The following is a 21,630-nucleotide window of genomic DNA, read 5'->3' on the forward strand; positions in this document are numbered from 1 at the left end:
ATGTCCAGGAAGTTCATCGCCGCCATTCTTGCCGGCTCGCTTGTCGTCACAGGATTTTCCGCAGCCTCCGCCCGGGCCGCCGATGCAAAGGACGTGGCCAAAGTGCTGGGCACCGCCGCTGTCGTCTACATGATCGGCAAGGCGGTCAGCGAGGCGCGGGCCGACGCGCGCGAGAAAGACCGCAAGAAGCGCGACAAAGAGCAGGCGCAGTTCCACGCCGCGGATCCCACCCCCTATCTGCCGCGCCCTTACCAGTTCGAGCCGCAGAGGCCGCAGGTTCGGGGCGTGCTGCCCGGGACCTGCGCGCGGGAGGTTCGTGGCGCGCGCGGCGAGGTGATGCTGCGCTCTTGCCTGCGCAGCGCGGCGGTGCGCACCGAAGCGCTGCCGGATCGCTGCAAGAGCGATGTGCGCGTCGGCAATGACCGCGAGCGCGCCTTCTCGGTGCAATGCCTCGAGACATCGGGCTGGCGTGTGGCTGGCGCTCGGTCCGTGCGCGACCATGACCGCAACCGCGACTGGAACCGCGATTGGAAGCGGGACTGGCGGCACGACGGGCAGCATGGTGGGCGGCGCGACTGAGCGCACCGCCTGGGCCGAGGTCTTAGTGCATGTCCTGCGGCAGCAGCAGGTTCAGCACAATCGACAGGCCCGCCGCCGGCAGAAGGCCGGATGTCAGCAGCACTTGCGCCGTCTGGGGCAGGTGCTGCAGCGCCGAAGGCTCCAGCTGCAGCCCAAAGCCGACCGAGAGCGAGATCGCGAAAATCACCATGTTGCGGCGGTTCCAGACCACCTCCGACAGCATATTGACACCCGCCGCGCAGACCATGCCGAACATCACGATCACCGCGCCGCCCAGCACGTTGATCGGCACGGTCGAGACCGCGGCGCCGACCTTGGGCACCAGCCCGCAGACGATCAGGAAGAGCGCGCCGATGGTCACCACATGGCGGCTCATCACCCCGGTCATCGAAATGAGCCCGACGTTCTGGCTGAAGGACGTGTTGGGCAGCCCGCCGAAAACACCCGCCACCGCCGAGCCCAGCCCGTCGGCGAAGGTCGCGCCGCCAACCTCACGGTCGGTCGCTTCGCGCCCGGCGCCGCCCTTGGTGATGCCCGAGACGTCGCCCACGGTCTCGATCGCCGAGATGATCGCCATGAAGCACATGCCGATGATGATCGCGGCATTGAACTCGATGCCCCAGCGGAACGGCATGGGCAGCTCGAACACCGGCGCATTGCCGACGCTGGCAAAGCTGACCTGCCCCATGAAGAAGGCGACGAGATAGCCCGCGACCAGCCCCACAAGCACCGCGGAGAGCGACAGCAGCCCTTGGGTGAAGAACTTCACGCAGAGCGTCACAATGATCACCACCAGCGCCGGGAGCCACATGGCGAGGCTGCCGAATTCCGGCGTGCCCAGCTTCGGCACACCGCCCGCCGCATATTGGATGCCGACCTTCAGCAGCGCGAGGCCGATCATCAGCACGATAAGCCCGGTGACCAGCGGCGGCAGCGCGTGGCGGATCTTGGTGACGATGAAGCCGAGCGAGAAGTGGAACAGCCCGCCGATCACGATGCCGGTCATCAGCCCGGCCATTCCGGCGACACCCTGTCCCGCCACCGCCGGGATCATCACCGGCAGAAAGGCAAAAGAGGTGCCCTGCACGATCGGCAGCCGCGCGCCCACCGGGCCGAAGCCGATGGACTGGAACAGCGTGGCGATCCCGGCAAACAGCATCACCATCTGGATCATGTAAATCATATTGGGGAAATCGGGGCTGTTCGAGCCGTAGCCGAAGCCCGCAGCCCCGGCGATGATGATCGCCGGGGTGACGTTCGAGGCGAACATCGCCAGCACGTGCTGCAGCCCCAGCGGCACGGCCTTGCCGAGCGGCGGCATGTAATTTGGGTCGCTCAGCTGTTCGGGCGTGCCGATCGGGTGGCCCTTGGCGGCGGTTGCGTCAGTCATTCCATAGTCTCCCTCTTTCCAAGGTTATGAGATGACCCGCCGCCTCTGCCGGGCGTTTGCGCGGGGCGTTGGGGCGCGTCAGCCCCGGGTGATAAGCAGCGGCTCCTCCAGCCAGTGTTCTTCAAGGTTGGGCGTCTCGCCGATCCGGTCGACCACGGCGAAAAGCCCGGGCGCATGCAGCGGCGTCAGCACCCCGTGCCATGTGCCGCGGTGGAAGTTGATCCCCTGTCCGGGCGCCGCGAGGAAGGCGTGGATCGCCCCCGGTGCCGCGTTGCCGTCCGCGCCGGGCTCGGCCACGATCACCAGCCATTCGTTCTGATGCATGGGCAGGAAGGCCTGACTGCCCTCGGGGTGCCGCTCGACCAGGTCCAGCGTGTAGGGCAGGGCGCGCGGCTCGGCGTCGAAAAGGCTGATGCCCGCACGTCCGCCGGGACCGAAGTCCATCTCGGCGCGGTCGTGATGCCGCCCGCACAGACCCTGATTGATGATCTTGTCGGGCGCGCCCTTGATCTCGAGCACCTCGCCAAACGGGGCAAAGGCCTCGGCGGTCAGCGGCTTGATGGTGATCTCTTTCATCGTGCCGCTCCCACCGGGGCCAGCGAGACGTGGCGGTTGACGTCCTTGTAGAGCAGGTAGCGAAAGCGCGCGCTGTCCTCGACGATGCAGGCCTGCGGGCAAAAGGCGCGCAGCCACATGAAATCGCCCGGGCCGACATCGACCCAGTCCTGATTGAGGAGGTAACGCGCGCGCCCCTCCAACACGTAAAGCCCGTGCTCCATCACATGGGTCTCGGCAAAGGGGATGCGCCCGCCCTTGCCGAAGGTGACGATATTGGCGTGAAAGTCGTGGCGGATGTCTTCGGGGTCGAAGAAGCGCTGCGTGCCCCAAAGCTCTTCGCAACCCTTCATCCAGTTGACCGGCACCTCATCGTCATGGGTGACGATCACCGGCGGCACCGACACACCGGGCGCCGCTTCCCAGCGCTTGCGGATCCAGTGAAACCTGCAGGGCGTCTCGCCAGCGTTCCACAGCGTCCAGCCCGAGCTCGGCGGCAGGTAGACCACATGGCCCGCGCGCAGATCGAAGGTCTCTCCTCCTACAGTCAGCCGCGCAGTGCCGTCGGTGATCAGCAGCGCCGCCTGTGCCTGCGGGTCGGGCTCGGGGGTGTCGCTGCCGCCGCCCGGGGCCATTTCCACCGCATATTGCGCGAAGCTCTCGGCAAAGCCCGAGAGCGGCTTTGCGATGATCCACGCACGGGTCTGCTGCCAGCCGGGCAGCAGCGAGGTGACGATGTCGCGCATGGTGCCCGCCGGGATGAAGGCATAGGCGGTGGTGAACACCGCCGCACCATGCGGGTCATCCTCGCGCGGGGGCATTCCGGCGGGCGGAAAGGCGTAGGTTCGGGGCGGGGACATCACGCTCACAGCACCGCCTCCAGCCGCAGGCGCGCAATGCGCTCGACCTGTCGGCAGGCCTCGGCGAACTCGGTCTCGGTGTCATTGGCAATGCGGCGCTCGAAGGCGGCGAGGATGCCCGCCTTGTCATGATCGCGCACCGCGATGATGAACGGAAACCCGTGCTTGTCCACATACGCGGTGTTCAACTCGGTGAACCGCGCCCGCTCGGCGTCGGTCAGCGCGTCGAGCCCGGCGCTGGCCTGTTCGGCGGTGCTGTCCTCGGTCAGGCGTTTGGCCTCGGCCAGCTTGCCTGCGAGGTCGGGATGGGCCTGCAGCACGCCCAGCCGTTCTTCGTGGCTGGCGGTGCGCAGCACGCGGGCGAGGGCATTGGCCAGCCCCGCCGGACGGTCATGCGCCGCGCCCAGTTCCAGATCAAAGGCGCGCTCGGCGACCCAGGGCGAATGCTCGACGATGCCGCCGAAGGTGCCGACAAAGGTCTCGCGGTCCATGGTCGACGGGCGCGGGCCCTTCTTCGGCGGATGGGTCTTGGCCCAGTGCTCGGCGATTTCCAGCCGGGTCGGGGTCCAGACCCCCTCGAAGCCGCCGATGTAGTCGAGGAAACGCTTGAGCCCGGCCATCTTGCCCGGGCGCCCGATGAGCCGGCAGTGCAGCCCCACCGACATCATCGCAGGCTTGCCCGCCTCGCCCTCGACGATCAGCGTGTCAAAGGCGTCCTTGAGGTAGGTGTAGAACATCTCGCCCTCGATCCAGCCGGGCGAGGTGGCGAAGCGCATGTCATTGGCCTCGAGCGTGTAGGGAATGATCAGCTGGTCACGGCCGTCCACCTCGAGCCAATAGGGCAGGTCGTCGTCATAGGTGTCGGACACATAGTCGAACTGGCCGGTCTCGGCGACGAGACGCACGGTATTGGCGCTGCAGCGCCCGGTGTACCAACCGCGCGGCGCCTCGCCGACGACCTCGCTGTGCAGGCGGATCGCCTCGGCGATGGCGGCGCGTTCTTCCTCCTCGGGCATGTCCTTGTGCTCGACCCACTTCAGCCCGTGCGAGGCAATCTCCCAGCCCGCGTCCTTCATCGCTTCGACCTGCTCGGGTGAGCGGGCGAGGGCCGTGGCAACGCCATAGATGGTGAGCGGGATATCATAGCCGGTGAAGAGGCGATGCAGCCGCCAGAACCCTGCACGGGCGCCGTATTCATAGATCGACTCCATGTTCCAGTGCCGCTGGCCGGGCCACATGGCGGCGCCAGCGATGTCCGACAGGAAGGCTTCCGAGGCGGCATCGCCATGCAGGATGTTGTTCTCGCCACCCTCTTCGTAGTTGAGCACGAATTGCACGGCGATTTTCGCGCCGCCGGGCCATTTCGCGTCGGGGCGGTCGGGGCCGTGGCCAATCATATTGCGGGGATAGCGCTGCATCTGCCGGTCCTCTGGCATGGGTCTTTCTCCTGTCGATACTGGCGCGCCGGGCGGGGCGGAACCGCAAAGCGGCCCCGCTCCACGCGCGTCTTGCCTCTTCTGTTAGCACCGCTGAAAAAAGGAGCAAGTTCTTGCGGCCTCCGCGGCGCCATCGCCCGGCCCCGCGCCTGCGGTGCCGCCGGAGCCTCCGGCGGGGATATTTTTGCCAAGAGGAAGCGGCGCGGTCTTCCTCTTGGCAAAAATATCCCGGGGGAGAGGCGCGCAGCGGCTCGGGGGCAGCGCCCCCTCTCTTTGGTACCGCGAGAGAGCCCCGCCAGAGGCCCTTTAGCGCGGCACCATATGGACAGAGCGCCCCTCAGACCCTATGTGCACCCATCATGGCCAAGCAGAAGTCCGACCCAAATTACAAGATCATCGCCGAGAACCGGCGTGCGCGCTTCGATTACGCGATCGAGGACGATATCGAATGCGGTATCGTGCTCACCGGCTCGGAGGTCAAAAGCCTGCGCGAGAACAGCTCCAACATCGCCGAGAGCTATGCCGCGGTGGAAGAGAGCGAGCTGTGGCTGGTGAACTCTTATATCGCGCCCTACACCCGCGCCATGTTCCCGCATGAGGAACGCCGCCGCCGCAAGCTGCTGGTCTCGAAGAAAGAGCTGGCGCGGCTGTGGAACGAGACCCAGCGCAAGGGCATGACGATCGTGCCGCTGGTCATGTATTTCAACCACAAGGGCGTGGTGAAGCTGAAGATCGGCATCGCCAAGGGCAAGAAGAACCACGACAAGCGCGAGACCGAGGCCAAGCGCGACTGGAACCGCCAGAAGCAGCGTCTGCTCAAGGAGCGTGGCTGAGACGCGCTATGTCCGTCTTGCTATGCCGGTCTTGCCAGTCCGCGGCGAGCACCGTAGAGACGACACGATGCTGACTGCCCCGGGGAGAGGTGATGGCAAGTGACGATCCCAAGACGCTGGTGTCGACCGACTGGCTGGCGCGCCACCTGAAGGACCCGGACCTGCGCCTGCTCGATGCGAGCTGGTACCTGCCGGGCTCGGGCCGCGATCCGAAAGCCGAATATGAGGCCGCGCATATTCCCGGCGCGCGCTTCTTCGACATCGACGAGATTTCCGACCTGCGCTCGGAGCTGCCGCATATGGTGCCGCCGGTGGACAAATTCATGTCCCGGATGCGCGCCCTCGGCGTCGGCGATGGCCATCAGATCGTGGTCTACGATGGCGCTGGCCTGTTTTCCGCGGCCCGCGTCTGGTGGCTGTTCAAGCTGATGGGCCATGACGATATCGCCGTGCTCGATGGCGGTCTGCCGAAATGGCAGGCCGAGGGCCGCGAGATCGAGGACCTGCCGCCGATCATCCGCGACCGCCACATGATGGTGCGCCGCCAGAACCATCTGGTGAAGGATGTCACGCAGGTCTCTGCCGCCGCCAAGCTGCGCGATCACGAGATCATCGATGCCCGCGGCGCCGAGCGCTTTCGTGGCGCTGTGCCCGAGCCGCGGCCGGGTCTGCGCGCGGGGCACATCCCCGGTTCGAAGAACGTGCCTTTCTCGGTGCTGCTCAATGGCGATCAGACGCTGAAGGCGCCCGACGCGCTGCGCGCCGCCTTTGAGGCTGCCGGGGTCGATCTGAGCAAACCCGCGATCACCACCTGCGGCTCGGGCGTCACCGCGGCGATCCTGAGCCTTGCCCTGACACGCATGGGAAAGACCGACCATGCCCTTTATGACGGGTCCTGGAGCGAGTGGGGGCAATTTCCCACGCTGCCCGTCGCCACCGGAGAGGACTGATGTTCGAGACTCTGAAAGAGCAACCCGCCGACAAGATCCTGATGCTGATGCAGGCCTTCCGCGAAGACCCGCGGGAGCAGAAGATCGACCTCGGGGTCGGCGTCTACAAGGACGCCAGCGGCAACACGCCCGTCATGCACGCCATCAAGGCCGCGGAAAAGCAGCTCTGGGAGAGTGAGACCACCAAGGCCTATACCGGTCTGGCGGGCGACCCGGCTTTCTCGAACGCGATGATCGAGCTGGTGCTCGGCGATGCCGTCCCGCGTGAGACCGTGGCCGCGGCGGCGACGCCGGGCGGCACCGGCGCGGTGCGTCAGGGCTTTGACATGATCAAGCAGGCCAACCCCAAGGCCCGCGTCTTCGTGTCCGACCCGACCTGGCCGAACCACCTGTCGATCCTCAAGCACATGGGGCTCGAGATCGTCCCCTATCGCTATTTCGACAATGAGACCCGTGCCGTCGATTTCGTCGGCATGATCGCCGACCTCCATCAGGTGATGCCGGGCGACGTGGTGCTGCTGCACGGCTGCTGCCACAACCCCACCGGCGCCAACCTCAACCTCGCGCAGTGGAAGGCGGTCACCGACCTGCTGCTCGAGAAAGAGGGCACGCCGATGATCGACATCGCCTATCAGGGCTTTGGCGACGGGCTGGAAGAGGATGCGGCGGGCGTGCGTCTCGTGGCCTCCTCGGTGCCCGAGTGCCTGATCGCCGCCTCCTGCTCGAAGAACTTCGGCATCTACCGCGAGCGCACCGGCCTGCTGATGGCGGTGGCCAAGGACGCTGGCGCGCAGAAGCTGAACCAGAGCACGCTGAACTACCTCAACCGTCAGAACTATTCCTTCCCGCCGGATCACGGCGCGCGTCTGGTGTCGATGGTTCTGGCCGATCCCGAGCTGCGCTCCGATTGGGCGGCGGAACTCGAAGCGGTGCGCCTGTCGATGCTGCGCCTGCGCGAGCAACTGGCGTCGGAACTGCAGCGCCTGTCGGGCTCGGACCGCTTCGGCTTCATCGCTCAACACCGCGGCATGTTCTCGCGCCTTGGTGCCACGCCCGAGCAGGTCGAAACCATGCGCCGCGACCATGGTGTCTACATGGTGGGCGACTCGCGTCTGAACATCGCGGGGCTGAACGAGACCACCGTGCCGATCCTCGCCGAGGCGATCATCAAATCCGGCGTCTGAGCGTGGGTACTCTGAAAAGCGAGACGCGGGCCTTCGGGCCCGCGTTTTCATTTCTGCCTCAGCCGTGCGCGGCGAGACTGTCCTGCGGCGCCTCGGCCCGGTCCTCCATGCCGTAGTCGCGCAGCACATGGCACACCCGCAGCCGGTAGTCCGCGAAAATCCCCTCGCGCCCGGCCTTCTGCGCGCCGCGGTGCGCGGCCAGGCTGCGCCAGCGCGCCACCGCCGCCTCGTCTTCGAAAAAGCTGATCGACAGAAGCTTGCCGGGGTTCGTGAGGCTCTGGAAACGCTCGACCGAGATGAACCCCTCGATCTCTTGGGCCATCGGGCGCATGGCGGCGGCGATGTCGAGATAGTCATCCTTGCGCCCCGCTGCGGGGATGACCTCGAAGATGATGGCAATCATGGGTTTGTCCTCCTTGCCTGCAGGTGTCGCCGCGGCGCCGGGAAATGGCAAGCGACCGCAGGTGCGGCAGCCTTTCGCCATGCGTATTTTCAAAGAGAAGAAGGGACGGGTGCTTGGCGGTCTCCCGCTTCTTCTCTTTCCAAATACGCAATGGCGCGGCGTGGTGGCCCCTGCACTGCCGCAGGGTCAGTGCGGGGCGGCGGATTTACAGACCGTTGCCAAAGTCCTATGTCCCCCAGCAGTATCGGAGGTTTGCATGACGCAAAATGAGACCGCGCCGCGCCGCGGAGTGATCTATACCGCCTGGGGCCGCGAGCATGTCGATGTCGCGCGGCGGTCGGCGGCGAGCGTCAAGCGCTGGAACCCGGAAATCGAGACGGCGATCTGGTGCAAGGAGGGGGACGATACCTCGGGCTTCGAAGCCGGGTTCATCATCCCAGAGGGGATGAAACGTCCGAAAATTGAGCTGCTCTCGCAGTCGCCCTATGACGAGACCCTCTATCTCGACAACGACACGATCATCCGCAGCGACCTTGGCCCGATGTTCGGGCTGCTGCGCAAATATGAGCTCTGCGGCGCGCAGGTGATCCTGTGGCACCGCAAACGGCACCTCAAGAAAATCGAACTCGACCTGCCCGAGAGCTTCCCCGAGATCAACTGCGGCGTGCTGCTCTATCGCAAGACGCCGCGCACCGACGCCTTTTTTGACGATTGGGTGCGCCGCTATCTCGCCTCGGGGATGAAGATCGACCAGCCCGCCTTCCGCGAGGCGCTGTGGCAGTCGGATGTGAATTTCTACGTGCTGCCGCCGCAATTCAACAAGCGCGTCTTCGAGGCGTCGGAACTGATCTGGTCCGACGCGCCGAAACCGCGCATCCTGCACCTCGAACTTTTGCGCCCGCAGAAGAACGGTTTTCTGCGCTGGCTGTCCAACCGTATCCGCTGACCCGGCCCGCTCCTGCGCCAGCTTGCCCGCAGGAGGGGCTCATGCGACCCTTCATCCCGGAGGATGTGATCCATGTCTGACACGATGACCCGAGACGAGACCCCCCTGCTGCCGCAGGTCCACGAGCCGCGCAATCCCGGCATGCCGCTCGATATGGATGTGGTCATGCGCTGCACCGCCAATCGCTCGGCGATCGAGCGCCGCGCCGCGACCCTGCCGGGCCGCCGCTCGGTGAAGAAGGACTATCAGGCCGCGTGGCTCGCGCGCGCCATCAGCTGCATCGACCTGACCACGCTGTCGGGCGACGACACACCGGGCCGCGTGGCGCGGCTCTGCGCCAAGGCGCGCCAGCCGGTGCGGGCCGATCTCCTAGAGGCGCTGGGGCTGGAAGGGCTGACCACCGGCGCGGTCTGCGTTTATCACGACATGATCGCCCCCGCCGTCGCGGCGCTGGAGGGCACCGGTATTCCCGTGGCCGCGGTCTCCACCGGATTCCCGGCGGGGCTGTCGCCCTTCCATCTGCGCGTCGCCGAGATCAGCGAGAGCGTGAAGGCGGGCGCGCGGGAGATCGACATCGTCATCTCGCGCCGTCACGTGCTGACCGGCGACTGGCAGGCGCTCTATGACGAGATGCGCGCCTTCCGCGAGGCCTGCGGCGAGGCGCATGTGAAGGCGATCCTCGCCACCGGCGAGCTGGGCACGCTGCAGAACGTGGCGCGCGCCTCGATGGTCTGCATGATGGCGGGCGCCGATTTCATCAAGACCTCGACCGGCAAGGAAAGCGTCAACGCGACCCTGCCCGTGAGCCTCGTGATGATGCGGGCGATCCGCGAGTATTTCGAAGAGACCGGCTATCGCGTCGGCTACAAGCCTGCGGGCGGGATTTCAAAGGCCAAGGATGCGGTGACCTATCTCGCGCTGGTCAAGGAAGAGCTCGGCGACCGCTGGCTGCAGCCCGATCTTTACCGCTTCGGGGCCTCCTCGCTGCTGGGCGACATCGAGCGCCAGCTGGAACACCACGTGACCGGGGCCTACTCGGCCTCCTGGCGCCACGCCACGAGCTGATGGCGCGTCTGCGTATTTGGAGAACAATGACATGGGCGTGAAAGAGATTTTCGAGAGCATGGACTACGGACCGGCCCCCGAGAGCGCCGCGGATGCGCTGACCTGGATTGTCGATCAGGGCTCGCGTTTTGGCTGCTATATCGACGGCGGCTTCACCAAGCCGGGCACGACCTTCGAGAGCCGCAACCCCGCCACCGGCGAGGTGCTGGCCGAGGTGACGCAGGCCACGCAGGGCGATGTCGACGCGGCGGTGAAAGCCGCGCGCGCGGCGCAGCCGGGCTGGGCGAAGCTGGGCGGCAAGGGCCGCGCGCGTTTCCTCTATGCGCTGGCGCGGCTTCTGCAGAAACATGCGCGGCTGATGGCGGTGCTGGAGACGCTGGACAACGGCAAGCCGATCCGCGAGAGCCGGGATATCGATATCCCGCTGGCGGCGCGGCATTTTTATTACCACGCGGGCTGCGCGCAGCTGATGGAGGCGGAGATGCCGGGGCAGGAGCCTCTGGGCGTCTGCGGGCAGATCGTGCCGTGGAACTTCCCGCTGCTGATGCTGGCGTGGAAAGTGGCACCGGCGCTGGCCATGGGCAACACGGTGGTGCTCAAGCCCGCCGAATGGACCTCGCTGACCGCGCTGTGCTTTGCCGATCTGTGCCAGCAGGCCGGGCTGCCGAAGGGCGTCGTGAACATCGTCACCGGCGATGGCGCGGTGGGCGAGATGATCGTCGGCGCCGAGGTCGACAAGATCGCCTTCACCGGCTCCACCGAGGTGGGCCGCAAGATCCGCACCGCTACCGCGGGCAGCGGCAAATCCCTGACGCTCGAACTGGGGGGCAAATCGGCCTATGTGGTGTTCGAGGACGCCGATCTCGACAGCGCGGTCGAGGGGCTGGTGGATGCGATCTGGTTCAATCAGGGGCAGGTGTGCTGCGCGGGCTCGCGCCTGCTGGTGCAGGAGGGCATCGCCGAGCGTTTCCACGAGAAGCTCAAGGCGCGGATGGACAAGCTGCGCATCGGGGATCCGCTCGACAAATGCATCGACATCGGCGCCATCGTCGATCCCGAGCAGAAGGCCCGGATCGAGGCGCTGATGGCCAAGGCAAGCGACGAGGGCGAGGTTTACACCGGCTGCGCGGCGCCCGACGGCTGCTTCATCGCGCCGACGCTGGTGACCGGCCTGTCGCCCGCTTCGGTGCTGATGCAGGAAGAGATTTTCGGCCCGGTGCTGGTCTCGACCACCTTCCGCACCCCCTCCGAGGCGGTGCAGATCGCCAACAACACGCGCTATGGCCTCGCGGCCTCGGTCTGGTCGGAAAACATCAACACCGCGCTCGACGTGGCGCCGAAGCTCGAGGCCGGGGTGGTCTGGATCAACGGCAGCAATATGTTCGACGCGGCGGCGCCCTTTGGCGGGCTGCGCGAGAGCGGTTTTGGCCGCGAGGGTGGCTGGGAAGGGCTTGGCGCCTACACGCGGCCCGCGGGCAAGGCGAAAGCACTGAAGAAGGTTGAAGCCTTCGCCGGTGAGAGCGCCGAGCCGCAGGACGTGGACCGCACAGCCAAGCTCTACATCGGTGGCAAGCAGGCGAGGCCCGATGGTGGCTACGCGCAGAACATCTACGACAAGAAGGGCCGTCTGCTGGGGCAGGCGCCGATCTCGTCGCGCAAGGACATCCGCAATGCCGTCGAGGCGGCGCGGGGGGCTGCGGGCTGGTCTTCGGCCACGGCACACAACCGCGCGCAGGTGATCTATTTTATCGCCGAGAACCTGCAGGCGCGGGCGGGCGAGTTCGCGGCGCGGATCGACGCGATGACTGGCGGCAAGGGAGGCGCGGCGGAGGTCGAGGCCTCGGTCGACCGGCTCTTCACCTACGCGGCGTGGGCCGACAAATACGAGGGCGCGGTGAAGCCCGTCCCGCTGCGCGGCACCGCGCTGGCGCTGCGCAAGCCTACCGGTGTGATCGGTGCCTTCTGCCCGGACGAGGCGCCGCTTCTGGGGCTGGTGTCGGTCATGGCGCCCGCCATTGCCATGGGCAACCGCGTGGTGCTGGTCGCCTCCGAGCCCTTCCCGCTGGCGGCGACGGACTTTTATCAGGTGCTCGACACGTCGGATCTGCCGGGCGGGGTGGTCAACGTCCTGACCGGTCCGCATGAAGACCTTGCCTCGACGCTCGCCAGCCACATGGATGTAGAGGCGGTGTGGAGCTTTTCCTCGTCGGACCTGTCGAAAGCCATCGAGGCGGGCGCTGCGGGCAACCTCAAGCGCACATGGGTCAACGACGGCAAGGCGCGCGACTGGTCCGCGGCGGCGGGGGAGGGCGAGGCCTTCCTCGAGGCGGCGACCGAGGTGCAGACCGTCTGGATTCCCTGGGGTGCATGACGCGCGCTGAGTCGGCTTGCGTGGGGCGCATGGCGCCCCGCCAATTCCGCTGATGATTCATCGTTGATTCAGGCGGCTGCCTTGTCTAAAGGGCTGTCTTTCGCCGCGGCGTTGAGAAAACGGCCCCGCGATGCTATCTTTAGAGCATGCCCTGCGCCGGGGTTACATTCGGCGCGCGCAACCAAGGAGGACACTGTCCTGTCTGTTACTGCCGATGCGGCTGGTGCCGCTGATGCGGGGATGCCCATGACGGCACTGCCCCATACCGAGGTCACGAGCGAGCAGATCCTTGCCGCCGTCCTCAAGTCTCTCGACGACAACAAGGCCGAGGAAGTCGTGCAGATCGACCTGCGCGGCAAGACCTCTGTCTGCGATCACATGGTGATCTGCTCGGGGCGCTCCTCGCGGCAGGTGGCTTCGATCGCCGAGAAGGTTGCCGAGGATCTGAAACACGAGCTGGGCGTCCTTGCCAAAACCGAGGGCGAAGAGACCGGTGACTGGGTGCTGATCGACTCGGGCGATGTGATCGTCCATGTGTTCCGCCCCGAAGTGCGCGAGTTCTACCAGCTCGAGAAGATGTGGATGCCGCTGGGCAAGGTGACCCAGAGCGCGACCTGATCCGGAGCGTTCATGCGCGTGCATCTCTGCGTCGTGGGCCGGCTTCGGTCTGGCCCCGAGCGCGACCTTATTGACGATTATCTCAAGCGGTTCGACCGCACCGGGCGGGCGCTTGGCCTCGGCCCGGTGAGCGTTTCGGAAGTCGAAGACCGCAAGGGCGGCGGTATGGCCGCCGAAGCCGTGCTGCTGCGCAAGGCGATCCCTTCGGGGGCCAAATTGTGTGTGCTGGATGAACGCGGCAGGCTGATGAGCTCCCCCGATTTCTCCCGGCAGGTCGCGGATTTCCGCGATCAGGGGGTCGGGGATCTGGCCTTCGTCATCGGCGGCGCGGACGGGATTGACCCGTCGCTGCGGGCCGAGGCGGATATGGCGCTGTCCTTCGGGCAGATGGTCTGGCCGCATATGCTGGTGCGGGTGATGCTGTCGGAACAGCTCTACCGTGCAGCCTCGATTCTGGCTGGAAGCCCATATCACCGCGTCTGAATGCGTGCCATCGGCGGTTTCTCGCCGCAACGTCACTTCTCGCTGCGCGGGAATCCGCGCGGACACAACCGCTTCATTGCAAAGGCGGAAAACCCTGAATTAGCTGCAAGTTATCGCGCCGTCGCGCAGCTGTGAAGACGAGCGAGGTTGACGTGCCCTTTATCTGTCCCTGCCGGCTCCCCCGCCGGTCCCGGGTAGGTCAACAGCCCCGGAGTTTCCCCGAACTCCGGGGCTCCCCATTTTCAGGGGGAGGATTTAGGGGGGGAGGATCAGGGGCAGGGGATCAGCTGTAAGCGTAGACCAGCAGGATGACCCCGAGGATCACGCGGTAGATCACATAGGGGGTGAAGCTGACCGACCGCAGCAGCCGCATCATCAGCGTCAGCGCCAGCAGGGCCGAGACGAAGGCGAAGGCGGCGGCAATGGCACCATCCTTGGCGGCCTGCGCGTCGGCGGTGCCGATCACCTCTGCGCCCAGCAGCACGCCAGAGGCGAAGATCGTGGGGATCGACATCAGCATCGAGATCTTGGCGGCGTCGTGCCGCGTGTAGCCCATCTGCCGCGCGCCGGTGATGGTGATGCCCGACCGCGAGGTGCCGGGGATCAGCGCCACGGCCTGCCAGAGGCCCAGCTTGATCGCGTCGCCAAGGTTCCAGTCCTCTTCGGTCTTCACCTGCGGGCCCCTCTGGTCGGCCCACCACAGCACGATGCCAAAGACCAGCATCGTCCAGCCGATCACCGCGACCGAGCGCAGCATGTCCGAAAGGCCGGTGAGATTGAGGATCAGCCCGATCAGGATGACCGGCACAGTGGCGACCGCGAGCAGGAAGGCGAGCTTGGAGCCGGGAGTGTCGATCTTGCCGGTGAGCATCCGCGGCACACCCGCGAGACCGGTTTTCACGTCTGACCAGAAATACAGCACCACAGCAAAAAGCGTGCCCACATGGACCGCCACGTCGATGACCTGCCCCTGATCGTCCATGCCCGTGAGATTCGGCAGAAGAATCAGGTGACCGGAGGAGGAAATGGGGAGAAACTCGGTAATGCCCTGGATCAGGGCGAGGAGAATAAGTTGAGACAGGGGCATATACTCTGGTCTCCGCTGAAATAACCTCTTCCGCTATAGGCCCTTGGTTTTCAGGGGGAAAGAGCGAAATTGGTCCGGTTTCGGACCTATTTTTTGATCAAGAATGGGTGCGCGGGACGCCTTCAGCCAAATTTTTATCAATATAGGTCAGTATGTCTGACTTTTATTCGGTTTCGACCTTCTGTAATGAAGCCCGACCGATTGATTTGCTTGGAGACAAGGCATCATGGCAAAGCAACCCATGCTGAAATTCGTGAAGATCGAGCGCGACATGCCCGAGAAGCGGGAGGCCAGTGTCCGCAGCCACGACTTCGACGAAATTTATGCTGAGTTCGCAAAGGCCAAAGCCGAGGAGCAGGCGAGCCGCTGCAGCCAATGCGGTGTGCCCTACTGCCAGTCGCACTGCCCTCTGCACAACAACATTCCCGACTGGCTGCGCCTCACCGCGACCGGCCGTCTGGAAGAAGCCTACGAGATCAGCCAGGCCACCAACACCTTCCCCGAGATCTGCGGTCGCATCTGCCCGCAGGACCGTCTGTGCGAAGGCAACTGCGTGATCGAGCAGTCTGGTCACGGAACCGTGACCATCGGCTCTGTCGAAAAATACATCACCGACACCGCGTGGGAGCAGGGCTGGGTGAAGCCCGCCGCGCCGGTTTCGGAACGTGACGAAAGCGTTGGCATCATTGGCGCGGGCCCCGGCGGCCTTGCGGCGGCCGACATGCTGCGCCGCGCAGGCGTGCAGGTCACCGTCTATGACCGCTACGACCGTGGCGGCGGCCTGCTGACCTACGGCATTCCGGGCTTCAAGCTCGAGAAAGACGTGGTGATGCGCCGCATCAAGCAGCTTGAGGACGGCGGCGTGCGCTTCGTCTACAACTGCAACGTCGGCGAGGACATGAGCTTTGACGAGATCCGCGATCAGCATGACGCGGTGATCATCGCCACCGGCGTCTACAAGTCGCGCGACCTGCGCGGCCCGGGCGCCGGTGCCAAGGGCATCGTTAAGGCGATTGACTATCTCACCGCCTCGAACCGCACCGCCAACTTCGGCGACACCGTGCCCGAGTTCGAAAGCGGCGAGCTGAACGCCAAGGGCAAGAAGGTCGTGGTCATCGGCGGCGGCGACACCGCCATGGACTGCCTGCGCACCGCGATCCGTCAGGGCGCCGAAAGCGTGAAATGCCTCTATCGCCGTGACCGTGCCAACATGCCCGGCTCGCAACGCGAGACCGCCAACGCCGAGGAAGAAGGCGTGCAGTTCGAATGGCTGACCGCGCCCAAGGGCTTCAAGGGTGACGCGTCTGTCGAGGCCGTGATGGTCCAGAAGATGCGCCTTGGCCTGCCGGATGCGACGGGCCGCCAGTCGCCCGAGGTGATCGAGGGTGCCGACTACGAAGAGCCCGCCGATCTGGTGATCAAGGCGCTTGGCTTCGAGCCGGAAGAACTGCCGACGCTGTGGGGCGCGCCCGAGCTGGAAGTGACCCGCTGGGGCACCATCAAAGCCGAGTTCACCTCTGGCCGCACCGGTCTTCCGGGCGTCTATGCGGTGGGTGACATCGTGCGTGGCGCAAGCCTCGTGGTTTGGGCGATCCGTGACGGCCGCGATTGCGCCGAACACGTGCTCAAGGACTTCGACAAGCTCGCGGCGATCGCCGCCGAGTAAGCCCTGCACAACCGATGCACATCCCATGCACAATCCATGCGCATGGGGCGTGCAGCCCCCGAAGAGAGCCGCAAAGAAAGGTCAGCCCTGCCGACCTTCGCCGAGAAAAGGATCGGAGCATGACGCAGAAGACCGGACATTGCCTCTGTGGCGCGGTGCGCTTCACCGTGACCGAGTTCGGCAATTTCGGCGTCTGCCATTGCGAGCAGTGCCGCCGCTGGGCCGGATCCGCGCTGTTCGCGGTGAACGTGCCCGAGGCGGCGATGCAGATCGAGGGGGCCGAGGCGATCCGCAGCTTCCGCAGCTCGAGCTGGGCCTCGCGCCACTTCTGCGGCACCTGCGGCTCGGTGCTCTGGTACCGCTACGACAAGGGGGTCGACGGGGCAGGGGGCTACGAGGTCTGCCTTGGGCTTCTGGATGACGGCAACGGGTTCGAGATGAAGAGCGAAATCTTCTCGGACGAAAAGCCGGACAGCTGGGCGCTCTCCGGGGGCCACCCGACTTATACCCGCGTCGAGACGCTGAAGAAATTCGGCTCGGACGTCAGCGGCGCTTGAGCCGCAACTTCATTCCGGCGCGGTCTCGCGCCATCTCATTCGGCGCCTCGCGCGCCAGCCACGTATCCCGGCCGCATCGCGGCCTTCCATGGAGGTGCTAAGCCATGACCACTTTCGACGCAAACTGGGTTGCCGCAGAGGAAGCCAAGCGCAAGTGGATGGAGGAGAACGGCCTGTTCCGCGAAGAGCATGAACACTCTTCCTGCGGTGTCGGCCTTGTTGTCTCCATCGACGGGAAGCCGTCGCGCAAGGTTGTCGAGGCGGGCATCACCGCGCTGAAGGCGATCTGGCACCGTGGCGCCGTGGACGCAGATGGCAAGACCGGCGACGGCGCAGGCATCCACGTGCAGATCCCCGTCAGCTTCTTCTACGATCAGATCGAGCGCACCGGCCACGCGCCGCGCAAGGGCGAGCTGATGGCCGTGGGTCAGGTGTTCCTGCCGCGCACCGACTTTGGCGCGCAAGAGACCTGCCGGACCATCGTCGAGACCGAAGTGCTGCGCATGGGTCACTACATCTACGGCTGGCGCCACGTGCCGGTGAGCGTCGAGTGCCTTGGCGAGAAGGCCAATGCGACGCGCCCGGAGATCGAGCAGATCCTTATCTCCAACGCCAAGGGCGTGGACGAGGAAACCTTTGAGCGTGAGCTTTATGTCATCCGCCGCCGGATCGAGAAGGCGGCTGCTGCCGCGGGCATCAACGGGCTTTATATCGCGTCGCTGTCGTGCCGGTCGATCATCTACAAGGGCATGATGCTGGCCGAGCAGGTCGCCGTGTTCTACCCGGACCTGCAGGACGAGCGGTTCGAGTCTGCCTTCGCGATCTACCACCAGCGTTATTCCACCAACACCTTCCCGCAATGGTGGCTGGCGCAGCCCTTCCGGATGCTTGCCCACAACGGCGAGATCAACACCATCAAGGGCAACACCAACTGGATGAAGTCGCATGAGATCCGCATGGCCTCGGCGACCTTCGGAGAGATGGCCGAGGACATCAAGCCGATCATCGCGCATGGGGCGTCGGACTCCGCCGCGCTGGATGCGGTGTTCGAAGTGCTGGTCCGCGCCGGGCGCAACGCGCCGATGGCCAAGACCATGCTGATCCCCGAGGCGTGGTCGAAGCAGGCGGTGGAACTGCCGCAGGCGTGGCTCGACATGTATTCCTACGTCAACTCGGTGATGGAGCCGTGGGACGGCCCCGCCGCGCTGGCGATGACCGATGGCCGCTGGGTCTGCGGCGGTCTCGACCGCAACGGCCTGCGTCCGATGCGCTATGTCGTCACCGGCGACGGGCTGCTGATCGCGGGCTCCGAAGCGGGCATGGTGCCGGTCGACGAGTCGACCGTGCGCGAAAAGGGCGCGCTTGGCCCGGGCCAGCTGATCGCTGTCGACATGGAAGAGGGCAAGCTCTACCACGACACCGAGATCAAGGACCGTCTGGCCGCCAGCCAGCCTTTCGGCGAGTGGGTCGGCAAGATCACCGAACTGGACGAGAGCCTTGGCAAAGTCGCCGAGAAGCCGCTGTTCACCGGTGGTGAGCTGCGCAAGCGTCAGATCGCGGCGGGCTACAGCATCGAGGAACTGGAGCAGTCGCTTTCGGCGATGGCCGAGGACGGCAAGGAAATGCTCGCCTCCATGGGCGATGACACGCCGTCTGCGGTTCTGTCCAAGAAGTACCGGCCGCTGAGCCACTTCTTCCGCCAGAACTTCAGCCAGGTGACCAACCCGCCGATCGACAGCCTGCGCGAATTCCGCGTGATGTCGCTGAAGACCCGCTTCGGCAACCTCAAGAACGTGCTCGACGAGAGCTCGGCGCAGACCGAGATCCTCGTTCTCGACACGCCCTTCGTGGCCAATGCGCAATTCGACGAGCTGACCCAGCACTTCAACGCCGGGCTGGTCGAGATCGACTGCACCTTCCCCGCCGGTGCCGGTGAGGGCGCGCTGCGTGACGGTCTGGCCCGCATCCGGGCCGAGGCCGAGGATGCCGTGCGCTCGGGCGGCGGCCACATCGTGCTGACCGATCATCATCAGGGCGAAGGCAAGGTCGCCATGCCGATGATCCTCGCCACGTCGGCGGTGCACAGCTGGCTGACCAAGAAGGGTCTGCGGACGTTCTGCTCGCTGGGTGTGCGCTCGGCGGAATGCATCGACCCGCATTACTTCGCGGTTCTCGTCGGCTGCGGCGCGACCATCGTGAACCCCTATCTGGCCGAGGACAGCATCGCCGACCGTATCGAGCGCGGCCTGCTCGACGGCTCGCTGACCGAGAACGTCGCGCGCTATCGCGAGGCGATCGATCAGGGCCTGCTGAAGATCATGTCCAAGATGGGCATCTCGGTGATCTCGTCCTATCGCGGCGGTCTCAACTTCGAGGCCGTGGGCCTATCGCGCGCCATGTGTGCCGAGTATTTCCCCGGCATGCTGTCGCGGATCTCGGGCATCGGTGTGCACGGCATCCAGCAGAAGGCGGAAGAGGTGCACGCGCTTGGCTTCAAAGGTGGCCGCGACGTGCTGCCGATCGGCGGCTTCTACAAGGCGCGCAAGTCGGGCGAGACCCACGCATGGGGTGCGCAGTCGATGCACCTGATGCAGGCGGCCTGCAACAAGTCGAGCTACGAGCTGTGGAAGACCTACTCCAAGGCGATGCGGGCCAACCCGCCGATCCACCTGCGCGACCTGCTGGACTTCAAGCCGATGGGCAATGCGATCCCGCTGGAAGAGGTGGAAAGCATCACCTCGATCCGCAAGCGCTTCGTAACCCCCGGCATGTCGCTCGGCGCTCTGTCGCCCGAGGCGCATAAGACGCTGAACGTCGCGATGAACCGCATCGGCGCCAAGTCCGACAGCGGCGAGGGCGGCGAGGATCCGGCACATTTCGTGCCCGAGCCCAACGGCGACAACCCCTCGGCGAAGATCAAGCAGGTGGCTTCGGGCCGGTTCGGCGTCACCGCCGAATACCTGAACCACTGCGAAGAGCTTGAGATCAAGGTCGCACAGGGCGCCAAGCCCGGCGAGGGTGGCCAGCTGCCCGGCATGAAGGTCACCGACCTGATCGCCAAGCTGCGCCATTCGACCAAGGGCGTGACGCTGATCTCGCCGCCGCCGCACCACGACATCTACTCGATCGAGGATCTGGCGCAGCTGATCTACGACCTCAAGCAGATCAACCCGCGCTGCAAGGTGACGGTGAAGCTGGTGGCCTCTTCGGGCGTCGGCACGATCGCTGCGGGCGTGGCGAAGGCCAAGGCCGACGTCATCCTGATCTCGGGCCACAACGGCGGCACCGGCGCCTCGCCGGCGACCTCGATCAAATACGCGGGTCTGCCGTGGGAGATGGGCCTCACCGAGGCGCATCAGGTGCTGGCGATGAACAAGCTGCGCGACCGCGTGACGCTGCGCACCGACGGTGGCCTGCGCACCGGACGTGACATCGTCATGGCCGCGATGCTGGGCGCCGAGGAGTTCGGCATCGGCACCGCCGCGCTGATCGCCATGGGCTGCATCATGGTCCGCCAGTGCCAGTCGAACACCTGCCCGGTGGGCGTCTGTACGCAGGACCCGGAGCTGCGCGACAAGTTCACCGGCAACGCCGAGAAGGTGGTGAACCTGATCACCTTCTACGCCACCGAAGTGCGCGAGATCCTCGCCTCCATCGGTGCGCGGTCGCTGAACGACGTGATCGGCCGTGCCGACCTGCTGAGCCAGGTCAGCCGGGGTGCCGAGCATCTCGACGATCTCGACCTCAACCCGCTGCTGATCCGCGTGGATGGGGCCGATGACATCGTCTACGACCGCTCGAAGGGCCGCAATGTGGTGCCCGACACGCTTGACGCCGAGATCGTCCGCGACGGCAGCCGCTTCCTCGAAGACGGCGAGAAGATGCAGCTGTCCTACGCGGTGCAGAACACGCACCGCACCGTGGGCACGCGCACCTCGAGCCATATCGTCAGCAAGTTCGGCATGCGCAACGCGCTGCAGCCCGACCACCTGCACGTGAAGCTCACCGGCTCTGCCGGCCAGTCGCTGGGCGCCTTCGCGGCTCCGGGTCTGAAGCTGGAAGTGTCGGGCGACGCCAACGACTACGTGGGCAAGGGTCTGTCGGGCGGCACCATCGTGGTGCGTCCGCCGATGATGTCGCCGCTCACCGCGTCCGAGAACACGATCATCGGCAACACCGTGCTCTACGGTGCGACCGACGGCTACCTCTTCGCCGCGGGCAAGGCGGGCGAGCGTTTCGCGGTCCGCAACTCCGGCGCGAAAGTGGTGGTCGAGGGCTGCGGCACCAACGGCTGCGAGTATATGACCGGCGGTCTTGCGGTGATCCTTGGCCCGATCGGCGCCAACTTCGGCGCGGGCATGACCGGCGGCATGGCCTATCTCTACGATCCGGAAGGGCTGGCGCCCGACCTGATGAACATGGAGAGCCTCGTGACCTGCCCGGTGGCCGAAGAGCATTGGGAAGCGGAACTCAAGGGCATGGTCGAGCGCCATGCGCAAGAGACCGGCAGCCGCAAGGCGCTGGACATCCTGCAGAACTGGGAGACCGAGAAGGAGAAGTTCCTGCAGGTCTGCCCGCGCGAGATGCTCGACAAGATCGCCCACCCGCTGGGCATCGAGCAGGACATGGCGGTTCCGGCGGAGTGAT

The 21,630-nt window shown here is 65.7% G+C and carries 19 protein-coding genes; 13 read left to right on the top strand and 6 right to left on the bottom strand.

The features are described from left to right. The gene (locus G0A00_RS10150) at positions 1 to 579 is read left to right on the top strand and encodes a hypothetical protein (protein WP_164181163.1); all 579 of its coding nucleotides are present in this window, start codon (positions 1 to 3) and stop codon (positions 577 to 579) included. Positions 580 to 601: 22 nt separating this feature from the next. Here the strand turns inward: G0A00_RS10150 and G0A00_RS10155 are convergent, their stop codons facing one another. From G0A00_RS10155 to puuE, 4 genes are all read right to left on the bottom strand, one after another. After that, positions 602 to 1,969, bottom strand: coding sequence for a uracil-xanthine permease family protein (locus G0A00_RS10155; RefSeq protein WP_164181160.1), 1,368 nt, complete (start codon positions 1,967 to 1,969; stop codon positions 602 to 604). A 78-nt stretch (positions 1,970 to 2,047) separates the two neighbouring features. Continuing rightward, a complete protein-coding gene (locus G0A00_RS10160; RefSeq protein ID WP_164181158.1) occupies positions 2,048 to 2,545 on the bottom strand; it encodes an ureidoglycolate lyase in 498 nt (165 codons plus the stop codon). Then, positions 2,542 to 3,384 carry a bifunctional allantoicase/(S)-ureidoglycine aminohydrolase gene (locus tag G0A00_RS10165; protein ID WP_164181224.1) on the bottom strand — a complete coding sequence of 281 codons (843 nt, stop codon included), beginning with the start codon at positions 3,382 to 3,384 and terminating at the stop codon, positions 2,542 to 2,544. Before G0A00_RS10165 ends, G0A00_RS10160 begins: the two co-directional genes overlap by 4 nt. A gap of 5 nt (positions 3,385 to 3,389) precedes the next feature. Next, positions 3,390 to 4,802, bottom strand: coding sequence for an allantoinase PuuE (gene puuE, locus G0A00_RS10170; protein ID WP_164181156.1), 1,413 nt, complete (start codon positions 4,800 to 4,802; stop codon positions 3,390 to 3,392). Positions 4,803 to 5,179: 377 nt separating this feature from the next. Between puuE and smpB the strand changes: the two genes are divergently transcribed. The 3 genes from smpB (at position 5,180) to G0A00_RS10185 (ending at position 7,787) form a co-directional block, all read left to right on the top strand. Further along, positions 5,180 to 5,653: an SsrA-binding protein SmpB gene (smpB, locus tag G0A00_RS10175; RefSeq protein WP_066102316.1), complete on the top strand. Its 474-nt coding sequence runs from the start codon at positions 5,180 to 5,182 to the stop codon at positions 5,651 to 5,653. Positions 5,654 to 5,745: 92 nt separating this feature from the next. Continuing rightward, positions 5,746 to 6,603 (top strand): 3-mercaptopyruvate sulfurtransferase, encoded by an 858-nt coding sequence (sseA, locus tag G0A00_RS10180; protein ID WP_066102313.1) that lies wholly within the window; start codon positions 5,746 to 5,748, stop codon positions 6,601 to 6,603. Continuing rightward, a complete protein-coding gene (locus G0A00_RS10185) occupies positions 6,603 to 7,787 on the top strand; it encodes an amino acid aminotransferase (RefSeq protein WP_164181154.1) in 1,185 nt (394 codons plus the stop codon). Before sseA ends, G0A00_RS10185 begins: the two co-directional genes overlap by 1 nt. Positions 7,788 to 7,845: 58 nt before the next feature. Here G0A00_RS10185 and G0A00_RS10190 read toward each other — a convergent pair whose 3' ends face one another. After that, positions 7,846 to 8,190: an antibiotic biosynthesis monooxygenase gene (locus tag G0A00_RS10190; protein WP_164181152.1), complete on the bottom strand. Its 345-nt coding sequence runs from the start codon at positions 8,188 to 8,190 to the stop codon at positions 7,846 to 7,848. A 256-nt stretch (positions 8,191 to 8,446) separates the two neighbouring features. Between G0A00_RS10190 and G0A00_RS10195 the strand changes: the two genes are divergently transcribed. The 6 genes from G0A00_RS10195 to G0A00_RS26735 all read left to right on the top strand — a co-directional run bounded on the left by G0A00_RS10195 (position 8,447) and on the right by G0A00_RS26735 (position 13,808). Next, complete coding sequence (locus G0A00_RS10195) at positions 8,447 to 9,136, top strand: putative nucleotide-diphospho-sugar transferase (protein WP_164181149.1); 690 nt, start codon at positions 8,447 to 8,449, stop codon at positions 9,134 to 9,136. A gap of 72 nt (positions 9,137 to 9,208) precedes the next feature. After that, positions 9,209 to 10,201 (top strand): deoxyribose-phosphate aldolase, encoded by a 993-nt coding sequence (gene deoC, locus G0A00_RS10200; RefSeq protein WP_235953010.1) that lies wholly within the window; start codon positions 9,209 to 9,211, stop codon positions 10,199 to 10,201. Between the two features lie 31 nt (positions 10,202 to 10,232). Further along, positions 10,233 to 12,572, top strand: a complete 2,340-nt coding sequence (locus G0A00_RS10205; protein ID WP_164181147.1) for an aldehyde dehydrogenase family protein — start codon at positions 10,233 to 10,235, stop codon at positions 12,570 to 12,572. A gap of 246 nt (positions 12,573 to 12,818) precedes the next feature. Continuing rightward, positions 12,819 to 13,190 carry a ribosome silencing factor gene (rsfS, locus tag G0A00_RS10210; protein WP_164181145.1) on the top strand — a complete coding sequence of 124 codons (372 nt, stop codon included), beginning with the start codon at positions 12,819 to 12,821 and terminating at the stop codon, positions 13,188 to 13,190. 12 nt (positions 13,191 to 13,202) lie between these two features. Further along, on the top strand, positions 13,203 to 13,673 hold the full coding sequence (gene rlmH, locus G0A00_RS10215; protein WP_066102296.1) for a 23S rRNA (pseudouridine(1915)-N(3))-methyltransferase RlmH: 471 nt from the start codon (positions 13,203 to 13,205) through the stop codon (positions 13,671 to 13,673). Then, the gene (locus G0A00_RS26735) at positions 13,674 to 13,808 is read left to right on the top strand and encodes a hypothetical protein (RefSeq protein WP_255455343.1); all 135 of its coding nucleotides are present in this window, start codon (positions 13,674 to 13,676) and stop codon (positions 13,806 to 13,808) included. It abuts the gene before it with no gap. A 148-nt stretch (positions 13,809 to 13,956) separates the two neighbouring features. Here the strand turns inward: G0A00_RS26735 and G0A00_RS10220 are convergent, their stop codons facing one another. Then, positions 13,957 to 14,760, bottom strand: coding sequence for an undecaprenyl-diphosphate phosphatase (locus G0A00_RS10220; protein ID WP_164181143.1), 804 nt, complete (start codon positions 14,758 to 14,760; stop codon positions 13,957 to 13,959). Between the two features lie 226 nt (positions 14,761 to 14,986). On the opposite strand from G0A00_RS10220, the gene G0A00_RS10225 reads away from it, so the two are divergent. The 3 genes from G0A00_RS10225 (at position 14,987) to gltB (ending at position 21,629) form a co-directional block, all read left to right on the top strand. Further along, entirely contained in the window at positions 14,987 to 16,426 is a 1,440-nt protein-coding gene (locus G0A00_RS10225) for an NAD(P)-dependent oxidoreductase (RefSeq protein WP_066102289.1), read from the top strand. Between the two features lie 119 nt (positions 16,427 to 16,545). Further along, on the top strand, positions 16,546 to 16,983 hold the full coding sequence (locus tag G0A00_RS10230; RefSeq protein WP_164181142.1) for a GFA family protein: 438 nt from the start codon (positions 16,546 to 16,548) through the stop codon (positions 16,981 to 16,983). Positions 16,984 to 17,087: 104 nt separating this feature from the next. After that, positions 17,088 to 21,629, top strand: a complete 4,542-nt coding sequence (gene gltB / locus G0A00_RS10235; protein WP_164181139.1) for a glutamate synthase large subunit — start codon at positions 17,088 to 17,090, stop codon at positions 21,627 to 21,629. Position 21,630 lies beyond the last annotated feature (1 nt).

The sequence above is a fragment of the Salipiger sp. PrR002 genome (genome assembly GCF_010500775.1).
In the GTDB taxonomy this organism is placed as follows: domain Bacteria; phylum Pseudomonadota; class Alphaproteobacteria; order Rhodobacterales; family Rhodobacteraceae; genus Salipiger.

What these genes read in the sequence shown, in the direction of transcription:
- G0A00_RS10150 (WP_164181163.1), top strand. Translation starts at nt 1, where the DNA reads ATGTCCAGGAAGTTCATCGCCGCCATTCTTGCCGGCTCGCTTGTCGTC.
- G0A00_RS10155 (WP_164181160.1), bottom strand. Translation starts at nt 1,969, where the DNA reads ATGACTGACGCAACCGCCGCCAAGGGCCACCCGATCGGCACGCCCGAA.
- G0A00_RS10160 (WP_164181158.1), bottom strand. Translation starts at nt 2,545, where the DNA reads ATGAAAGAGATCACCATCAAGCCGCTGACCGCCGAGGCCTTTGCCCCG.
- G0A00_RS10165 (WP_164181224.1), bottom strand. Translation starts at nt 3,384, where the DNA reads ATGTCCCCGCCCCGAACCTACGCCTTTCCGCCCGCCGGAATGCCCCCG.
- puuE (WP_164181156.1), bottom strand. Translation starts at nt 4,802, where the DNA reads ATGCAGCGCTATCCCCGCAATATGATTGGCCACGGCCCCGACCGCCCC.
- smpB (WP_066102316.1), top strand. Translation starts at nt 5,180, where the DNA reads ATGGCCAAGCAGAAGTCCGACCCAAATTACAAGATCATCGCCGAGAAC.
- sseA (WP_066102313.1), top strand. Translation starts at nt 5,746, where the DNA reads ATGGCAAGTGACGATCCCAAGACGCTGGTGTCGACCGACTGGCTGGCG.
- G0A00_RS10185 (WP_164181154.1), top strand. Translation starts at nt 6,603, where the DNA reads ATGTTCGAGACTCTGAAAGAGCAACCCGCCGACAAGATCCTGATGCTG.
- G0A00_RS10190 (WP_164181152.1), bottom strand. Translation starts at nt 8,190, where the DNA reads ATGATTGCCATCATCTTCGAGGTCATCCCCGCAGCGGGGCGCAAGGAT.
- G0A00_RS10195 (WP_164181149.1), top strand. Translation starts at nt 8,447, where the DNA reads ATGACGCAAAATGAGACCGCGCCGCGCCGCGGAGTGATCTATACCGCC.
- deoC (WP_235953010.1), top strand. Translation starts at nt 9,209, where the DNA reads ATGTCTGACACGATGACCCGAGACGAGACCCCCCTGCTGCCGCAGGTC.
- G0A00_RS10205 (WP_164181147.1), top strand. Translation starts at nt 10,233, where the DNA reads ATGGGCGTGAAAGAGATTTTCGAGAGCATGGACTACGGACCGGCCCCC.
- rsfS (WP_164181145.1), top strand. Translation starts at nt 12,819, where the DNA reads ATGACGGCACTGCCCCATACCGAGGTCACGAGCGAGCAGATCCTTGCC.
- rlmH (WP_066102296.1), top strand. Translation starts at nt 13,203, where the DNA reads ATGCGCGTGCATCTCTGCGTCGTGGGCCGGCTTCGGTCTGGCCCCGAG.
- G0A00_RS26735 (WP_255455343.1), top strand. Translation starts at nt 13,674, where the DNA reads ATGCGTGCCATCGGCGGTTTCTCGCCGCAACGTCACTTCTCGCTGCGC.
- G0A00_RS10220 (WP_164181143.1), bottom strand. Translation starts at nt 14,760, where the DNA reads ATGCCCCTGTCTCAACTTATTCTCCTCGCCCTGATCCAGGGCATTACC.
- G0A00_RS10225 (WP_066102289.1), top strand. Translation starts at nt 14,987, where the DNA reads ATGGCAAAGCAACCCATGCTGAAATTCGTGAAGATCGAGCGCGACATG.
- G0A00_RS10230 (WP_164181142.1), top strand. Translation starts at nt 16,546, where the DNA reads ATGACGCAGAAGACCGGACATTGCCTCTGTGGCGCGGTGCGCTTCACC.
- gltB (WP_164181139.1), top strand. Translation starts at nt 17,088, where the DNA reads ATGACCACTTTCGACGCAAACTGGGTTGCCGCAGAGGAAGCCAAGCGC.